General features: G+C 60.8%; 13 protein-coding genes. 4 read left to right on the forward strand and 9 right to left on the reverse strand.

Going from position 1 to position 15,038, the window contains the following annotated elements:
* Nucleotides 1–77 precede the first annotated feature (77 nt).
* From mdh to NITLEN_RS13520, 3 genes are all read right to left on the reverse strand, one after another.
* On the reverse strand, nucleotides 78–1,016 hold the full coding sequence (gene mdh / locus NITLEN_RS13510; protein ID WP_121990190.1) for a malate dehydrogenase: 939 nt from the start codon (nucleotides 1,014–1,016) through the stop codon (nucleotides 78–80).
* Between the two features lie 124 nt (nucleotides 1,017–1,140).
* A complete protein-coding gene (locus NITLEN_RS13515; RefSeq protein WP_121990133.1) occupies nucleotides 1,141–1,551 on the reverse strand; it encodes a hypothetical protein in 411 nt (136 codons plus the stop codon).
* A gap of 4 nt (nucleotides 1,552–1,555) precedes the next feature.
* Nucleotides 1,556–4,588 (reverse strand): nitric oxide reductase activation protein NorD, encoded by a 3,033-nt coding sequence (locus NITLEN_RS13520; protein ID WP_121990134.1) that lies wholly within the window; start codon nucleotides 4,586–4,588, stop codon nucleotides 1,556–1,558.
* A 116-nt stretch (nucleotides 4,589–4,704) separates the two neighbouring features.
* Here NITLEN_RS13520 and NITLEN_RS13525 point away from each other — a divergent pair, with 116 nt between their 5' ends.
* Nucleotides 4,705–5,136 (forward strand): ferredoxin-thioredoxin reductase catalytic domain-containing protein, encoded by a 432-nt coding sequence (locus tag NITLEN_RS13525; RefSeq protein WP_121990135.1) that lies wholly within the window; start codon nucleotides 4,705–4,707, stop codon nucleotides 5,134–5,136.
* Entirely contained in the window at nucleotides 5,133–5,750 is a 618-nt protein-coding gene (locus NITLEN_RS17905) for a hypothetical protein (protein ID WP_146216190.1), read from the forward strand. Before NITLEN_RS13525 ends, NITLEN_RS17905 begins: the two co-directional genes overlap by 4 nt.
* Nucleotides 5,751–6,101: 351 nt before the next feature.
* Here the strand turns inward: NITLEN_RS17905 and NITLEN_RS13535 are convergent, their stop codons facing one another.
* The 6 genes from NITLEN_RS13535 to NITLEN_RS13560 all read right to left on the reverse strand — a co-directional run bounded on the left by NITLEN_RS13535 (nucleotide 6,102) and on the right by NITLEN_RS13560 (nucleotide 12,969).
* A complete protein-coding gene (locus NITLEN_RS13535) occupies nucleotides 6,102–6,536 on the reverse strand; it encodes a cell envelope biogenesis protein OmpA (RefSeq protein WP_121990137.1) in 435 nt (144 codons plus the stop codon).
* Nucleotides 6,537–6,702: 166 nt separating this feature from the next.
* A complete protein-coding gene (locus NITLEN_RS13540; protein WP_121990138.1) occupies nucleotides 6,703–7,137 on the reverse strand; it encodes a glycine zipper family protein in 435 nt (144 codons plus the stop codon).
* Nucleotides 7,137–7,454, reverse strand: coding sequence for a DUF167 domain-containing protein (locus NITLEN_RS13545; RefSeq protein WP_121990139.1), 318 nt, complete (start codon nucleotides 7,452–7,454; stop codon nucleotides 7,137–7,139). Before NITLEN_RS13545 ends, NITLEN_RS13540 begins: the two co-directional genes overlap by 1 nt.
* A 29-nt stretch (nucleotides 7,455–7,483) precedes the next feature.
* Nucleotides 7,484–8,302 carry a CbbQ/NirQ/NorQ/GpvN family protein gene (locus NITLEN_RS13550; RefSeq protein ID WP_121990140.1) on the reverse strand — a complete coding sequence of 273 codons (819 nt, stop codon included), beginning with the start codon at nucleotides 8,300–8,302 and terminating at the stop codon, nucleotides 7,484–7,486.
* Nucleotides 8,303–8,395: 93 nt separating this feature from the next.
* Nucleotides 8,396–11,506 carry a PAS domain S-box protein gene (locus NITLEN_RS13555; RefSeq protein ID WP_121990141.1) on the reverse strand — a complete coding sequence of 1,037 codons (3,111 nt, stop codon included), beginning with the start codon at nucleotides 11,504–11,506 and terminating at the stop codon, nucleotides 8,396–8,398.
* Nucleotides 11,503–12,969, reverse strand: a complete 1,467-nt coding sequence (locus tag NITLEN_RS13560; protein WP_121990142.1) for a phosphatidylglycerol lysyltransferase domain-containing protein — start codon at nucleotides 12,967–12,969, stop codon at nucleotides 11,503–11,505. The genes NITLEN_RS13555 and NITLEN_RS13560 overlap by 4 nt, the downstream gene beginning before the upstream one ends.
* Nucleotides 12,970–13,239: 270 nt before the next feature.
* Here NITLEN_RS13560 and NITLEN_RS13565 point away from each other — a divergent pair, with 270 nt between their 5' ends.
* Both NITLEN_RS13565 and NITLEN_RS13570 read left to right on the forward strand, forming a co-directional pair.
* The gene (locus NITLEN_RS13565) at nucleotides 13,240–14,688 is read left to right on the forward strand and encodes a hypothetical protein (RefSeq protein WP_219999451.1); all 1,449 of its coding nucleotides are present in this window, start codon (nucleotides 13,240–13,242) and stop codon (nucleotides 14,686–14,688) included.
* A gap of 73 nt (nucleotides 14,689–14,761) precedes the next feature.
* Nucleotides 14,762–15,007, forward strand: coding sequence for a glutathione S-transferase N-terminal domain-containing protein (locus NITLEN_RS13570; protein WP_121990143.1), 246 nt, complete (start codon nucleotides 14,762–14,764; stop codon nucleotides 15,005–15,007).
* The last annotated feature ends 31 nt before the right edge of the window (nucleotides 15,008–15,038 follow it).

The raw sequence follows: 15,038 nt of genomic DNA on the forward strand, positions 1-15,038 counted from the left end.
TTTATTGCTCGACTGCCCATCCTGCTGCAGCCCCCTCACAGTTGTCACGCCACCGACACAATGCCGGCACACTGACACTACATCATCAATCGATCGACATTCGCACATAGCTCTCTTACCGCCGTGGCAGAAGCCTCCAGCGCCGCGCGCTCACCCGCCGTCAACTCATATTCAATGACCTGCTCGGCCCCGCCGCGGCCCAGCTTCACCGGCACTCCGATAATGACATTCTTCAACCCGTATTCGCCTTCGCACAACACCGCCGACGGCACCACGCGCTTCTGATCCTGCATGATCGCGTCGACCATATCGACCGCTGACGCAGAGGGGGCGTAAAAGGCACTGCCGGTTTTTAGCAGTCCCACGATCTCCGCCCCGCCCTCTCGCGTGCGCTTGACGATTGCATCCAGCCGGTCCTTGGAAATGAGGTCCGACACCGGCTTGCCTTTGACGGTCGTGTACCGGGGAAGCGGCACCATCGTATCGCCGTGTCCACCCAGCACCATCGCCTCCACATCAGGGCCCGGCACGTTCAGCTCGTGCGCGATGAACGCGCGCATGCGCGCCGAATCAAGCACGCCGGCCATGCCGATCACCCGCGACTTGGGAAACTTGCTGACCTTCAAGGCCACATGCACCATCGCATCCAGAGGGTTGGTGACCAGCAGTAAGATAACCTCCGGCGAACGGGCGATGAGCTCCTTCACCACCGACTGCACGATCTTGGCATTGGTGGCCAGCAGTTCGTCACGGCTCATGCCTGGCTTCCGGGCAATCCCCGACGTGATCACCGCCACCGACGAGCCGGCCGTTTCCTCATATCCGTTGGTCCCGACCACGCGCGTGCTGTAGCCGCAGACCGGACCGGCCTGCGCCATATCGAGGGCCTTCCCTTGGGGAACGCCTTCGACAATGTCGACCAGCACCACATCGTACTGATCACGCTCGGCTAACCGTTGCGCCGCCGTCCCGCCCACGTTGCCCGCGCCCACCACTGTAATCTTCGGTCGCCCCATCATCACACCTCAGTTCCTAGGTCTTATCCTCTTCGCTTCCTATTCCCCATCCCCCTTGACGGGCTTAGCGCAACCCTCACGGCCACTGCGCGCACGCGCGAATACAACGGAGGCGCAGAACCCGTCAATGCCCGCCCTCATGCTCCGTCCAACCCGCCACCTTGAAATTGATCGTGCAGACAAAGTTATCCCCGTCGTAGAAATTGACCTTGATCTTCTTCTTGCCGTAGGTCGCCGACAGGAACGCTTCGGGATCGTCCACGAGCGCCTGATACCCGCCTGCCGGATACTCACCCAAGTCATGAAAAACCACGATCATCCCCACTTTGACTTCTTGAAGAATCTTGGCCCAACAGCGCGGATAGACCTCCCAGAACTTGGCATCGATCATGTCCTTGGTGGGCTCCTGGCGGTCCTCGCCAGGAATCACCGCCTGGCCGAACTTTGCCAGCCGACGGACATAGGGATACTGGTGCCCCGTAAACAATTTATAGAGCCAGGGCGGAACCGCAGGTCGTGCAGATGTATCGGACATAGGCCTACGTCGTCAATCGTTGATAAATTCGTGGTAACCGGGCCGGCAAAGATTCCACCCGGTCGATCACGGCAAACCGCACATCGCCATACATCCGCCGAAGATACGCATCGGCTGCCGCGTCGATCGTGACACAGAACGGATCGATCCCAGCCTGCCGCGCCTCGCGGAGCGCCGCCTTGGTATCTTCGAGCGAATAGTCGTCTTTATAGTCCCCGTCCAGAGGACGGCCGTCACTCACCAGCATTAGGAGTTTCGTTCTAGCCTCACAGGCCCGCAGCTTCGCTGTCGCATGGCGAATCGCCGCACCATCGCGATTCTGCTGCCGTGGCACCAACCCACCCAGCCGATGTGCCGTGGCACGGCCTAAGGGCTCATCGAATTCCTTCACAATCGAAAACTCGACCTGCGCCCGGCCCTGTCCGGAGTAGGCATAGACCGCATACTGATCGCCGACCGCCTCCAGCGCTTCGCACAGAAGTACCAGACTTTCCTTCTCGATGTCGATCACCCGCCGTCCGCTTTCAAGTTGTCGGCTGGTCGACCCGCTGACATCCACGAGAAAGGCCACGGCCACATCCCGCTCTTTTTTCTCATGCCGGACATAGATACGATCGCTGCCTTCCATGCCCGCCCGCTGTTCCGCCACCCGGCGAACCAGGGCGTCGATATCCAAATCCTCGCCGTCGGCCTGCGCCGCTGTGCGCCGGAAGGCCGGGGGACGAAGACTCTCAAAAAACCGGCGGAGCGATTTCACCGCGCTTCGATGAGTCGTCAGAGCCGCCACGACAGCGTCATCCGATCCGGATTCAGCCGGTTGCTCCACGACCTGGCACCACTGCACCCGGTAATCCTGGATCGTCACATCCCATTCCGGATACCGAATCCCTTTCGCACCGGCGGCCTTGCCCAATGGCCGCTCTTCGACCGGCAACGCCAACAACTCATCCACGACGGCGGGCAAGGCACGACCGCCCCCCATCACGTCGCTCATTGAATCGTGCCGTTCACCGCCTGAACTTTTCTGGTTGCCGCTGTGTTCCTTGGATCCACCGCCGCCGCTGGCCACACGCTCGCCGGGCGCTTGCCCCTCGGCATCCATATCCTGTTGTCCCGGGGCCTGATCCCGCGAGATAAACTCGGGATTCATCTCTCCCCGATACACCCAGTTGGTCATCGGACGATAGGGCTCGCCGGTCTCTTCGGACCCCGTCGGCCCCACGCCCAACTCCTCCGGATTGTCCTGAACCGGATCACCCTGAATCATCTCGGCCTTGGGCGCTAACAACTCTTCCATGCGGACATACACCGCGTGGACAAGGCGCAGCGCCTCTTCCGCAGACACCCCCGGCGCCAACACCGGACCGCACATCGACCAGAGCAACGCAACTTCACCCTGCACTGCCCGAGGCACCGCCGATTCGATCGATTCGCCGGTCGAGAGACGCAATAGGCAATCGACCAGCAGTTCCTTTACGGTCAGTCCATGCGCCGGATCGCGCGGGGTTACCGCTTCGCCGGCCACCCGCTGAAGATCCCGCTGAAGACCGGGATACTCCCGCTGCAAATGCGCCTCAACTCGCGCATCCTCCAGCACCGTCCAGAGATCCTGCATCAAGCGTGGGTGCGGATAGAGCCGGAAGAGCGCCGCCAGCGATGCCGGTTGTTGCGCCCCACGCCCATACCGGTCACACACGGCCGTCACCACATCCTGAAGCGAGCCGAGCGTCAGTCGATAGGTGCCACACTCAATATGTCCCGCTTCATGCGCCGCCATCACCAGATAGAGCCGCACATTTTCATCATAGGTCTGATATTTCCTGAGTAGCGCCGGAAGCGCGATGATACGTCCATCGGCACTGACTGTTGCGCGAGCAGGGATATCCGTCACCGTATCCGGGAGCGCCTGAATCTGCACGTCCGAGCCACAGAGTCCCTGCACAAACAATTTGATCGTCCGGGCCACTTGCCGGAGCGGCACGCCGCTCAACGCCTGCTCTACCGACGCCAGCGACCGCTGCGACTCCAACCCGAAGTACGCGCGCGCGCCCTCTACGCTGTAGGCCAGGACTTCCATTCCCGCCTTGAACCAGTTTTCAAATCGCACGCCGGCATCGGGGGAAACTCCGATCATGGCGACGATCTCAGGAGCGCGCCGCAAATACGCGAGTGTCGCCGCCGCATCCCGTTCAGCAATGAGTCCCCCGTACTGCACCACTTTGAGCTGCCACTCGACCGAAGCCAATGCCCGCAGCAATGCCGGCGCCTCCGCTAACCAGGCAATGGCGGACTCCGGCGAATGCTCAGCCAATACCGCCCCGAGCGATAAGACTTTCGGACGAAGCGCCGCATGCTCCAGATCTCCGAGAATCGCCGGACTGGTCCGGAGAAACTCCAGCGTGCCCAGATAGTCGGGGTTCCCGATGGCATTCGGCTGAATCAGCTTCATGCCGAACCCGACCCACCCCCGCACCTCACTCAGCGGCAGGACCGGCGCAATGGCGGCCAATTGCCGGATATACTCCAGGCCTACCACCACATCGATCTGCGTCAATTCCACCCCGACCTCAAGCCAGGGCTGTAACTGCTCCGCGGGAATCACGTCGAGGAGCAGCGGCGCCGTCCGAAGATATTCCAGCGTCACATTGGCATCTTGCTCCGCCAGCTCGGCGCCAATGGCAAGAATGGCGCTGCGCGCCGCCGGCTGTTCCACCACTCCCAGCATGCGCGGGCTTTCTTTAAAGTATTTCAGCGCAGAGGCACCGGAGGATTCCACTAGGACAATACCAAGATTGAGCCAGGCGACGACCGGCGCAAGACCGGCCCGGCGCGCCAATTCAGGAAGGGCCTCGACCGCAGCGCGGCCGACCTTTTCAGATACCTCGTTCAATTCTTCCAAGAGCGATAGGACCGCCGCAACCGGCTCCGGCTTCCCCCCAACCGCAGCTAATTGGGCGACCAGCTGCTCCGCCGAGGCCTGCCCCAGATCGCCGCTTATCCGATTGATCAACTCTGTTGCCGCGCGAGAGTCCGCCATGGCCCGATCTATCCACATTGATGCCGAATTTGAGAAGTGGTGGATTGTAAAGGACGCCCTGGCGCTTGTAAACTAGCGTGTACAGCGCCAGATGCGCGTATGCGAAGGGAGACACCATGGCCGAACCCAAGCAAGAGAGCCTCGACAAAATATTGAAATACGTGAAAGGGTTCGCCGAGAAGAGCGGCACCGTCATGCACCCCACCCCCGCGGTCACCGAAGCCGTGGTGAAGGGGCTGGCGATGCATATCGATGAGCTGGGAAAACCCCTCTGCCCATGCAATTTCTACAAAGACAAACAGGCTGAAGCCAAACTCCGCCGGTGGATGTGCGCCTGCGATGAGATGCAAATCTACAAATACTGCCACTGCTTGCTGTTTGTCAGAGAAGACGGCATGCCGATCACCGAATATCTCCCGGAAGGCCACGAGGGGCGGGAAATTTACGGCCTCATTACCGATCCAACGCCGGATAAAGGCCGTGCGCTGAAACACAAGGCTGCCACAACGCCGGCTCCTCCCGACGAACCGGCCCCTTCCGTAAAATGACCGCCCTGCGACCGGTCCAGCGCCTCTCGCTCGGGACAGCCGTACTGGTTCTGACCAGCATCCTCTGCCTAAGTCGCGGGGCTGCCGTGGAATCAAGCCCCGCGCCCGCTCCGGTCTTCAATGAAAAAGAGTTTGTTGCCTATAAACAGAAAGGCCATGGCACCTTGTCAGGCCAAGTCTTCCTCGGAGCCTCGTCGGGGAAAGCCGTCACACAAGCCGGTGTGCCAGTTCATTTGATTCCAGTGACGAAATACACCCGCTATTGGTTCGACCATAGCGTAAAGACAACCGCCTGTCCGCCACCGGGTGATCCAGCGACAACTAATAGCACACCAACGTCACCCCAACCCTTGCACTGCGCCCAGGAGGCAGTACGCCAACTGGAGATGGACAAACGCCTTCTCCCCTATCTCCGCACCACCAGAGCCAATCCAACCGGCCACTTCTGGTTCACCAAGATTCCGGCAGGGCGCTATTACATCGTCAGCGCGATTGAGGGCAGCTCACAAAAAGAGGACGGACCAGCAGGAATTGCATGGCTGAACATAGAACTTGAAGCAGGAGAAAAAGCGACCAACCTCGTCATCACCGACTGCAAAAGCACCCTCTGTTAACCGAATCCCTCCTTTTAGGACTTCTACTGCGATTGGTTTCACTGCGCGCATTGAGCGACCATTCTCCTCACTCACTATAGGCCTGGGCATGGGGGTTGTTTCTATTGCGCGCATCCAACGAGGGCCAGGTCCGTTCTCACCCGCCCGCCCTCGCGGCGCCGAGACGCCCACTCCCCCTAGGCCGCGCGTTGGGCGAGCACGGAAATAACCCAACTACCCTACCTCCGACTCTTCTTCTCTACCACCCATAGGACGGATCGGTGAGTCTCTGGCTGCGCGCGTTGTCCGAGCACAGTCTGATCGTGCGCGGACAGCGAGCAAGGAGACTCACCGATCCGTCCTACTCACCCCTCACTCCCATCCGCTGACGTCGTAGCCCCTGCCAATGAGACAGTGCACGACAGAGTCGGCATAGGCCGGGTCAGGATCCGCCGGTTTGTATGCGCCGGCGGCTAGGCCGCCGATGAAACCCAAGCCGCCACCAACCGCCGCGCCGATCGCCACACCCACGCCGCCTCCGATCAACCCGGCTGAAGCTCCACCGACGCCCCCGATGATCAACCCCAACACCCCGCCGCTGGCGATACTCCCCGTGCGGTTCACACCGGCTTTCAACCCGGCCCGCTCGGCTTTGTCCTGGCAGGCGGCAATATCCTGTTCCGCCCCTTCCCTCCCGTTCAATTGCAGATGCTTGTTCGAGCGCAACACCGGCCCCGGCGCCGTACAAGCTCCAAGACTAAGCAGCAGTAAAACAGCGACGATGCGGCACATCGATTGATTCAGCACGACGTTGCTCCTCCGATCATCTTCTCTCAAATTACCAGCCGATCACCTTGGTCAATGCGCCACTGCGCGCATCGATCGGCCACCGCCCTCAATTGAACATTTGATTGCGTCTTGCGTGGGCGGTCAGCGAGCACAGCGCATTGACCAAGGTGATTGGCACTCCCCCTCACTGCCATCCCGTCACTTCATATCCCTTGTCTTGCAAACACCGATTCACGAAATTCGCGTAGGCCTGATTCGGCTGTGGGGAACCCGCGAACGCATAAAAAATTCCTGTGAGGAGGCCCCAGACCGCGCCGCTCGCCGCGCCAATGAGCGACCCACTCCCGGCTGCACCGGAAATCGCGCCTCCGACTGCGCCGCTCGCGGCACCCACACCCGCTCCGACCGCCGTGCTCGTCGCAACCCGGCTTCCCTTTCCGCTCGCCTCTTCGGCGCCGGCAGACTCAGCCAGTTGTTTGCACGCCTCGATGTCCTGCGCGGCGACGTCCTTGCCGACCGACTGCAAGTGCGCATTGGGGTACAAGACCGGCTTCGCGCCCGAACAGGCCGACGCCGCCATACAGAGCGCACCCACGACCGCCATGCCCCATCTGTTCATCAGACCACCGGTCCTTTTGCTGCGGTCAGGCCCAGTCTCGCCAGCACCTCCGCCGCATGCAGCGTCGTGCACAGCACCCGTTTATGCCGCCCCACGGCCCCGGCCTGAATCGCCAGCGTGGACGGAGGTACCTTGAGCTGCGCCGCGAGAAACGCGAGCAAGGCGTCGTTCGCACGGCCATCAATCGGCGGCGCCGCGACACGAACCTTGAGCGCATCACCGTGCAGACCGACACACTCGGATTTCGAGGCTTTGGGTTGGACCTGAATCGTGATGATCGCGCCGCCTTTAGTATCCTGCACAATCGGATGCGTCATGCACGTATGGAATCGCGACTCGGCGTGGACTAGAAAATGGCCTTGACCAGTTCATGAATACTGCGCTGCATATCCCCGTCATCGGTGATGGGACGGGCAATGGCCACGTCGCAGGCCTGATCGGCCGCGACCCCTTGCCTAATGAGCGTCCCGGCATAGATGAGCAACCGAGTACTCACACCCTCTTCCAGCCCATGGTTCTTGAGGTTGCGGACTTTGCCGCCGAGCTTCACCAGCTTCTCGGCGAGGTCACGGCTCACACCGGCCTCTCGCTCCACCACGGTCGTTTCGACGACGGGGGAGGGATAGTCGAACTCGATCGCCATGAATCGCTGCTTGGTGCTTTGCTTCAAATCCTTGAGCACGCTTTGATAGCCGGGGTTGTAGGAGATCACCAGCATAAAGTCATCCGCCGCCTCGATGATCTGCCCCTTCTTCTCGATCGGCAGCACGCGACGATCGTCGCTGAGCGGATGGATGATCACGGTGGTGTCTTTCCGCGCTTCGACCACTTCGTCGAGATACACAATCGCCCCGTGCTTCACGCCGACGGTCAAGGGACCGTCCATCCACACGGTCTCCTGCCCCTTCAGCAAATAGCGGCCCACCAGATCGGATGCGGTGAGATCTTCATGACAGGCGACGGTAATCAACGGACGGCCCAGCTTGTGCGCCATGTGTTGCACAAATCGGGTCTTCCCGCACCCGGTCGGCCCCTTCAGCATCACCGGCATTTTGCTCTTGGCGGCAATCGTGAACAAACCGACTTCGCCGCGCACTTCGGCGTAAAACGGTTCCCGCTCAATACGAAAGGCCTGAATATCGAGTTCGCATCCTGACTGGCTCATACCTGTTCCATCCTGCGGTGAAGTATTTTGGGGCACGATAAACGGAACCAAGGGGGAAGATCAAGCCGATCGGCGAGAGATCAGGCCGTCTGGCTACGCGACCTTGACACCATCCAGGACTTCACGGACTTTCTGCACCAAGACGTTCGGGGTAAACGGTTTCTGAAGAAACGCGGTGTCCCGTTTGATCCCGCCTTGCGCAAAGACGGGATGATCGGGATAGCCCGACATATACAGCACTTTGATTTCAGGCCGGACCGACGTGAGCTTTTCAGCGACTTCCGGACCGCTCATCTGCGGCATCACCACATCGGTCAACAAGAGATGAATCGGGCCGAGATGCCGCGTGCCGGTCAGCAAGGCTTCGATGCCGTGCCGGGCCTCCAGCACCGTATAGCCATGCAGCCGCAACGTCTCATGGACCAACCCCCTCACCGCCGGCTCATCCTCGACAAGGAGAATCGTTTCGCGTCCATGCACGCGATCGGCATTCGCAGGAACCGCCTGGCCGCTCTGCGCCACCCCATCCACTCGCGGGAAGAAAATCTTAAACGTCGTTCCTTTATCGATCTTGCTCTCGACCCCGATCGTACCGCCGCTTTGTTTCACGATGCCATAGACCGTCGACAAACCTAACCCGGTGCCTTTGCCCTTCGCCTTCGTGGTGAAAAAAGGCTCGAAGAGATGCGACTGCGTCTCCTCACTCATTCCCTGCCCGGTATCCTTGACGGCCAGGAGCACATAGTCGCCGGATTCGAGTGGCATCGTCTCCCGGCGCGGCCCCTTGCCGATCGAGACATTCCGCGTTTCGACGGTCAACCGGCCTCCGGTCGGCATCGCATCGCGGGCATTCACCGCCAGATTCATCACAATTTGTTCGATCTGTCCCGGATCAGCCTTGATGGCCCCTAAACTTTGATCCAGCTCCGAACACAACTCAATGATATCCTCGCCCAACAGACGCCGCAGCATCCCATCCATATTCGTGACAATCGCATTCAGATCGACCACTTTCGTCGCGACAAACTGGCGGCGGCTGAACGCCAGCAGCTGACTCGTGAGGCCGGCCGCACGGTCTGCGGCTTTCTTGACCTCTTCCATTTCGCGCTTGGCCGGATCGCCGGCTGCCAGCCGGCCCAGGATCAATTCGCTGTACCCTCGAATCACCGTCAGCAGATTGTTGAAGTCATGCGCGACGCCACCGGCGAGCCGTCCCACCGCTTCCATCTTCTGCGACTGCCGGAGTTGCGCCTCGGTCTGTTGCAGCGCGTCTTCAGCCTTGGTGCGCTCGCCGAACTGGCCGATCTTCAATCCGATATCCGTGACCATTTTCAACAGCTCGTCATCCGGTTCCCGCACATACCGGCTGAAGAACTCAATGACGCCTTCGATCTCGCCCGCGACTCGAATCGGGAACCCAAAACCGCCATGCAGCCCGACCTGCGCCGCCACATCGGCCCGAAGGAATTGAGAGTCGAGCGCCACATCCACGATCCAACAGGGCTGACCGCTGGCCCAAATCCGTCCCGGCAATCCTTCCCCCGACGCAAACGACTGGTGCCATGCCGCCAAAGCAAAGGCATCGCCCTGAAACGTCGGCGCCTGCCATTGATCCAAACAGCGCAGCACGCCGGTCTGCTTATCAAACCGCCAAAACACCCCGAGGTCCCATTCCAGGCTTTCGCCGACCGCCTGCACGATCTTCGGAACGGCTTCTTCCAGTGTCGAGGACTCGGATAAAACCCGGGTCACCGCATATTGCGACGCCAACCGCCGCTCGGCCTTCCGCCGATCGGTGATATCGCGCACAAACGCGCTGAAAATATAGGCCTCGCCGATCCGGGCCGGAGACACGGACAACTCCACCGGGAACTCCCGGCCGTCATGATGCCGCGCCGTGATTTCGATTCGGCGATTGAGAATCGGCCCGACGCCGGTCCGGAGAAACTCCCGAAGCCCGTGGTTATGCGCCGCGCGATCTCGTTCGGGGATCACTGTTTCAGACAGGATCCGCCCCAGGACTTCGTCGCGAGACCAACCGAAAATCGCCGCCGCCTGGGCATTCCAATCGGTAATGACACCCGCCGCGTCGATGGTAATCACCCCATCCAGCGCCGTATCGACAATGGCGCGATTGCGCTCCTGGCTCTGGAGCAGTGCGGCTTCGGCCGCACGCGCCCAGGCACTTTCTTGTTGGGCTTGGCGATACTCCGCCCGCAGCCGCACCGTCGACCACAACAGCAACACCAGGAGCGGGAACCAGATGACCAGCGCCGCACCGCCGACCTTCCAGAGCACGACGGAGCGTATCGGCGCCAGAATCGCGTCGCGGTCGATCCGCACCAGCACCGTCCATCCCAGGCCGGGAAATTCTCCGTAGCCCGTCGTCACCGCGTAACCCGTCACGACCTGCACCCGCCGGCGAAGATGCTCTTCGATCACATAGCCCGGCTCTCCCGCCTGACTTAGCTTCACGGAGGGAAGCCCCATTTCGAGCAGATTGATCTTCTCGTGTACCGGCACCCTCGAATCGACGAACACCTCGCCGGACTTCGTGAGCATCTGATATTCGACCGCGCCGCCAAACCCTTCGCGCCGTTGCAGCGACCGAATAGTCCGCGTCGTGACGTCCTCTAATACCGGCACCGCCACCCGCGTCGTGATCACCCCTAAGAACGTTCCTTCGGCATCAAGAATTGGCGCCGTAAAGGCCACCGTTTCCACGCCCTCATCGATCTCATGTCTCGACACATCCCCCATCAGGACCCGCCGGGACTCATGCGCACCTCGAAACCACTCGCTCTGGCTGAAATCTTTTCCAACCAGGACGTCGTCGGTTGAGGCGATCATCACGCCCTGCTGGTCCGTGACGCCCAGCCAGAAATACATCGGCGCATAGGCGGTCTTCATCCAGGCAAGATAGCTGGCCAGATAGGGTCGGTCCGATGACCGCAGGGCGAACGCGCGAGCCATCATCTTCACATCGCCGTACCGCTCAAACAACAACCGGTCCAGCTTGTCCGTCACTTCCGCCGCCGCGAGCGTCAACTGTTCTCCCGAGGCCCACACCAACCGCCGCTCGACATACCGCAGCAACACCGCCCCGATGCCCAGCGCGAGGATCGTGACCAAGACGATCAGAAACGGAAGCCATCCGTAACGGCGTGAAGACTGCGCAAGCGGTGAGGCAACGGGAAAACTCATGGCTGCAACGGACTCGCTATCCAACTTTTAATTGTGGCCACTGGATGGTACGCCTGCTTGGCGGCTCGGAGACCGGGAAGGCCGGCATCATCCATGGCATTGATATATTCGGCGCCACCGCAGCGCGCGGCGCGGCAGGTCTCACGAAACACATACTGCGCCAAGCCGGGCATGGATCGGTCGGCGACTTCGACCAGCACCGCAAACGTCTCGGGCGCCAGCCAGTAGCCGAACGTATAGCCCACCACTCGATCCTCCGCACAGGCCACGGTGCCGGCAAGACCCAGCCGATCACCCACCGCCCAAATGAGTTCATGCGCCGCGTCGGCATCCTCTAGCAGGAACTGACCCATCGTATCCAGCGTTCCTTCTCGTTTCTGCGACACCCATCGACGGAACAGGTCACGGCACGCGGGCTGATCGGCCTCCGTATATGGACGGAGTGTCACCGACGCGGCCCGTTCAATCCGATTACAGAGCGCGCGTTGCGACTTATAGGAATCTCCAGCCAGCTGCGCCAGCGAGTCGGCCCGGTATAGATAGTCCGGGAATTTGTCCGACCATTGCAGAGGGCTGCCGGCAAGATCACGCTTCTGACGGTCCGTGACGTTCTCGATCCGGCTGACCGAAGAACCGTGATTCCATCGATGCAAATCGGCTAGCCCCTCTCCCACCGATTCTTCCAGCGATCGTGCCCCAAGCGGGGGCACCGGCATAAACCAGCCATCGGGAGAATGGGCGAACAGGAAGAATACACCGTCCCGCTCCATCCACCAATAGGACAATGTCGTCGCCCATATATAGTGATACACAAACGCGTAGGCCGCTAGTGCCTCATGGCCCGGACATTCGGACCGCTCCAACGCCTGCTTCATCCGGGGCGCATCCTCCAGCCGCAGCGGACGGAGACGCGGATCCGGCTGATGGAGACGGAGACGGTCCGTCAATTCCGGCAGCGCGGCAAGCACAATCACATCCTCTTGAAACCGGCCGATTAAACGCGGATTGTTCGCCAGCATCCGCAGCGTCGTCTCCCGCTGAAGGAGCGCTTGAACCAACCCGGCATGCCGGTGAATTTCTGCGGGAACGGCCTCCCGCATGAAAGGGCACTTGGTATCCCAGCCTAATTCGACCGCGGTGCCATCCTCACTCCACATCAGCGCCAACGGATAGAGCTGGCAATCGAACGGCCTGTGAGCATAGATGCCGCAGCGTGACGTCGCCGGATCGAAGGCCGGACACAGGTAGCCATCGCTTTGTGAATCTTTGACCAGGGCAATTTGAGATCCGACGGGGTCCGAAAACAGCGCGGGCGACAGGCCCTGCGCTACCGCAGCCTCGATTTCATTCCGCGTAAAGTAGGGGCGAAGAAAACTATCCGACTCGGGAAATCGGCAACAGACATCACATTGCACACACACGGAACCGGGAACGAATTGCGGCAGTGGATCGGACAGGCTCACGTGCGATTTGGACTCCAGCTATTCACGCGTCATGACGGCCCCACCGTACTACGCTGCATACTACGATGGGCTCGCCCATCGAGCAAGGAGCGATCACTCATCCGCACCGTCCCTCGCCCTCTCCGAATGTTCTGCGTCCATGCTTTATCGCCAGCTATAGGCCGCCGCGGCCCAAACACCCCTTGTCCGTCCCTGCCCCACATGGTAGCATTCGCGCACACATCCTTGACATTCTGAGACTCGCACAACGCCCCACGAAGGAAGCGTCCTTTGGCACACGCACCGTCACCCTGTTCGTCCCTGGCGCCGGACCTCGCCGTCCGCCGTTGTGCCGATATCCGCGCACAGCTGGAAACCGCCGGCCTGTTTGCTTCGGCGGCCGCACCGCAGGCGACCAACTCTTGGCGAATCAGCCCCTGCCCGCTTTTCCTCTCACCGGAGCAGACGGCATTCTTCACCAAACTGGGCCCCCAACTCCTGGCTTTCTACCGGGCCCACAACCGCCTTTATCTCGAAAGCGTGAAGGGGTCTCAGCCGAAATGGGTCGCGCAGTATCTCGACCAGGGCAAACCCGACGCCTTGATTGCGTATAGCCGCATGAAGCGCTTCCGGGACGATCTGCCCGCAGTCATCCGACCAGATGTGATTCCGACCCAAGACGGCATGGTCATTACCGAGCTGGACTCGGTCCCGGGCGGGATCGGCCTGACCGCGTGCCTGTCCGCCATCTATAGCGGCCTCGACGATATTCCTCTGCCGCTCGTCGGCGGCCGCGACGGCATGGTCCGCGGATTTGCCACGATGTTGAAGGCGATCCAGCGAGAACGAACCGGCTGCATCGCCATCGTCGCATCGGAAGAGGCGAAAGAGTACCGCCCCGAAATGACCTGGCTGGCCGCCCGACTCCGTGAGCAGGGCGTACCCGCCTACTGTGTCGAGCCGCGGGATGTGCGCTTCACGGAAGCGGGCTTGCGACTTGGGCTGGAGACCGGTGAGGAGCCTATCGCCGTGCTCTATCGGTTTTACGAACTGTTCGATCTCTTGAACATCCCGAAAGCCGAGTTGATTCAGTACGCCGCCAAAAAAGAATTCGTGGCGGTCACCCCGCCTTACAAACCAGCGTTGGAAGAAAAGTCGGCCTTTGCGCTCCTGCACCATCCGGTGCTCCGCCCATTCTGGGAAAAAGAACTCGGCGAGGCCACCCTGCTGGACCTCACAACCATCATGCCGCGCACCTGGCTGCTTGACCCGGCGCCGATTCCCCCGTCCGCGACAATTCCCGGATTGCGGATGGGCGACCGCGCCGTGACCAATTGGCGCGATCTCGCCGCCGCCACGCAAAAAGAACGGCATTACGTGGTCAAACCGTCGGGATTTTCAGAACTGGCCTGGGGCAGTCGCGGCGTATCGGTGGGGCACGATCTTCCGCAAGCCGAATGGGCCGCGGCCATCGATCAGGCCCTCGCGTCGTTTTCGGCGACGCCCTACATCCTCCAGGAATTCCATAAGGGCCGCATCTACGAACTCGACTATTGGGATCCGGCAGCCAACCAGCTCGTGCGGATGAACGGACGGGCACGCCTGTCACCGTACTATTTCGTGGCCGACGGCAAGGTTGAATTGGCCGGGATTCTGGCCACCGTCTGTTCCGCGGAAAAGAAAATTATCCATGGGATGAAAGATGCCATCATGGTTCCCTGCGCGCTGTCGCAATCGTAACGCAAGCCCCACGTCCTTTTCCCCATATGCCTCATTCCACTTTTACCGTTTTCCATGGTAGCCTAAGGCCACGATGGCGTTAACGCTCTATCATGTCGACTGGTGTCCTGACTGCGAAGTCGTCCGCGACAAGCTGGCGGAACTCGGGGTGCCCTACAACGGCATCATCGTTCCCGACATCCGCCCGATGCGGAAACAGGTCCATGACGTGTCAGGCCAATATTATGTGCCGGTGCTCACGGACGGAGACACCGTCCTGACCGAGACACACGACATCTTGGCCTACCTCGATCAGCACTATGCCAAGACATCCTCGTAGACCTATCCAGAATCCCTCCCTTCCCGCACGA

This window comes from Nitrospira lenta, from assembly GCF_900403705.1.
GTDB classification, from domain to species: Bacteria; Nitrospirota; Nitrospiria; order Nitrospirales; family Nitrospiraceae; genus Nitrospira_D; species Nitrospira_D lenta.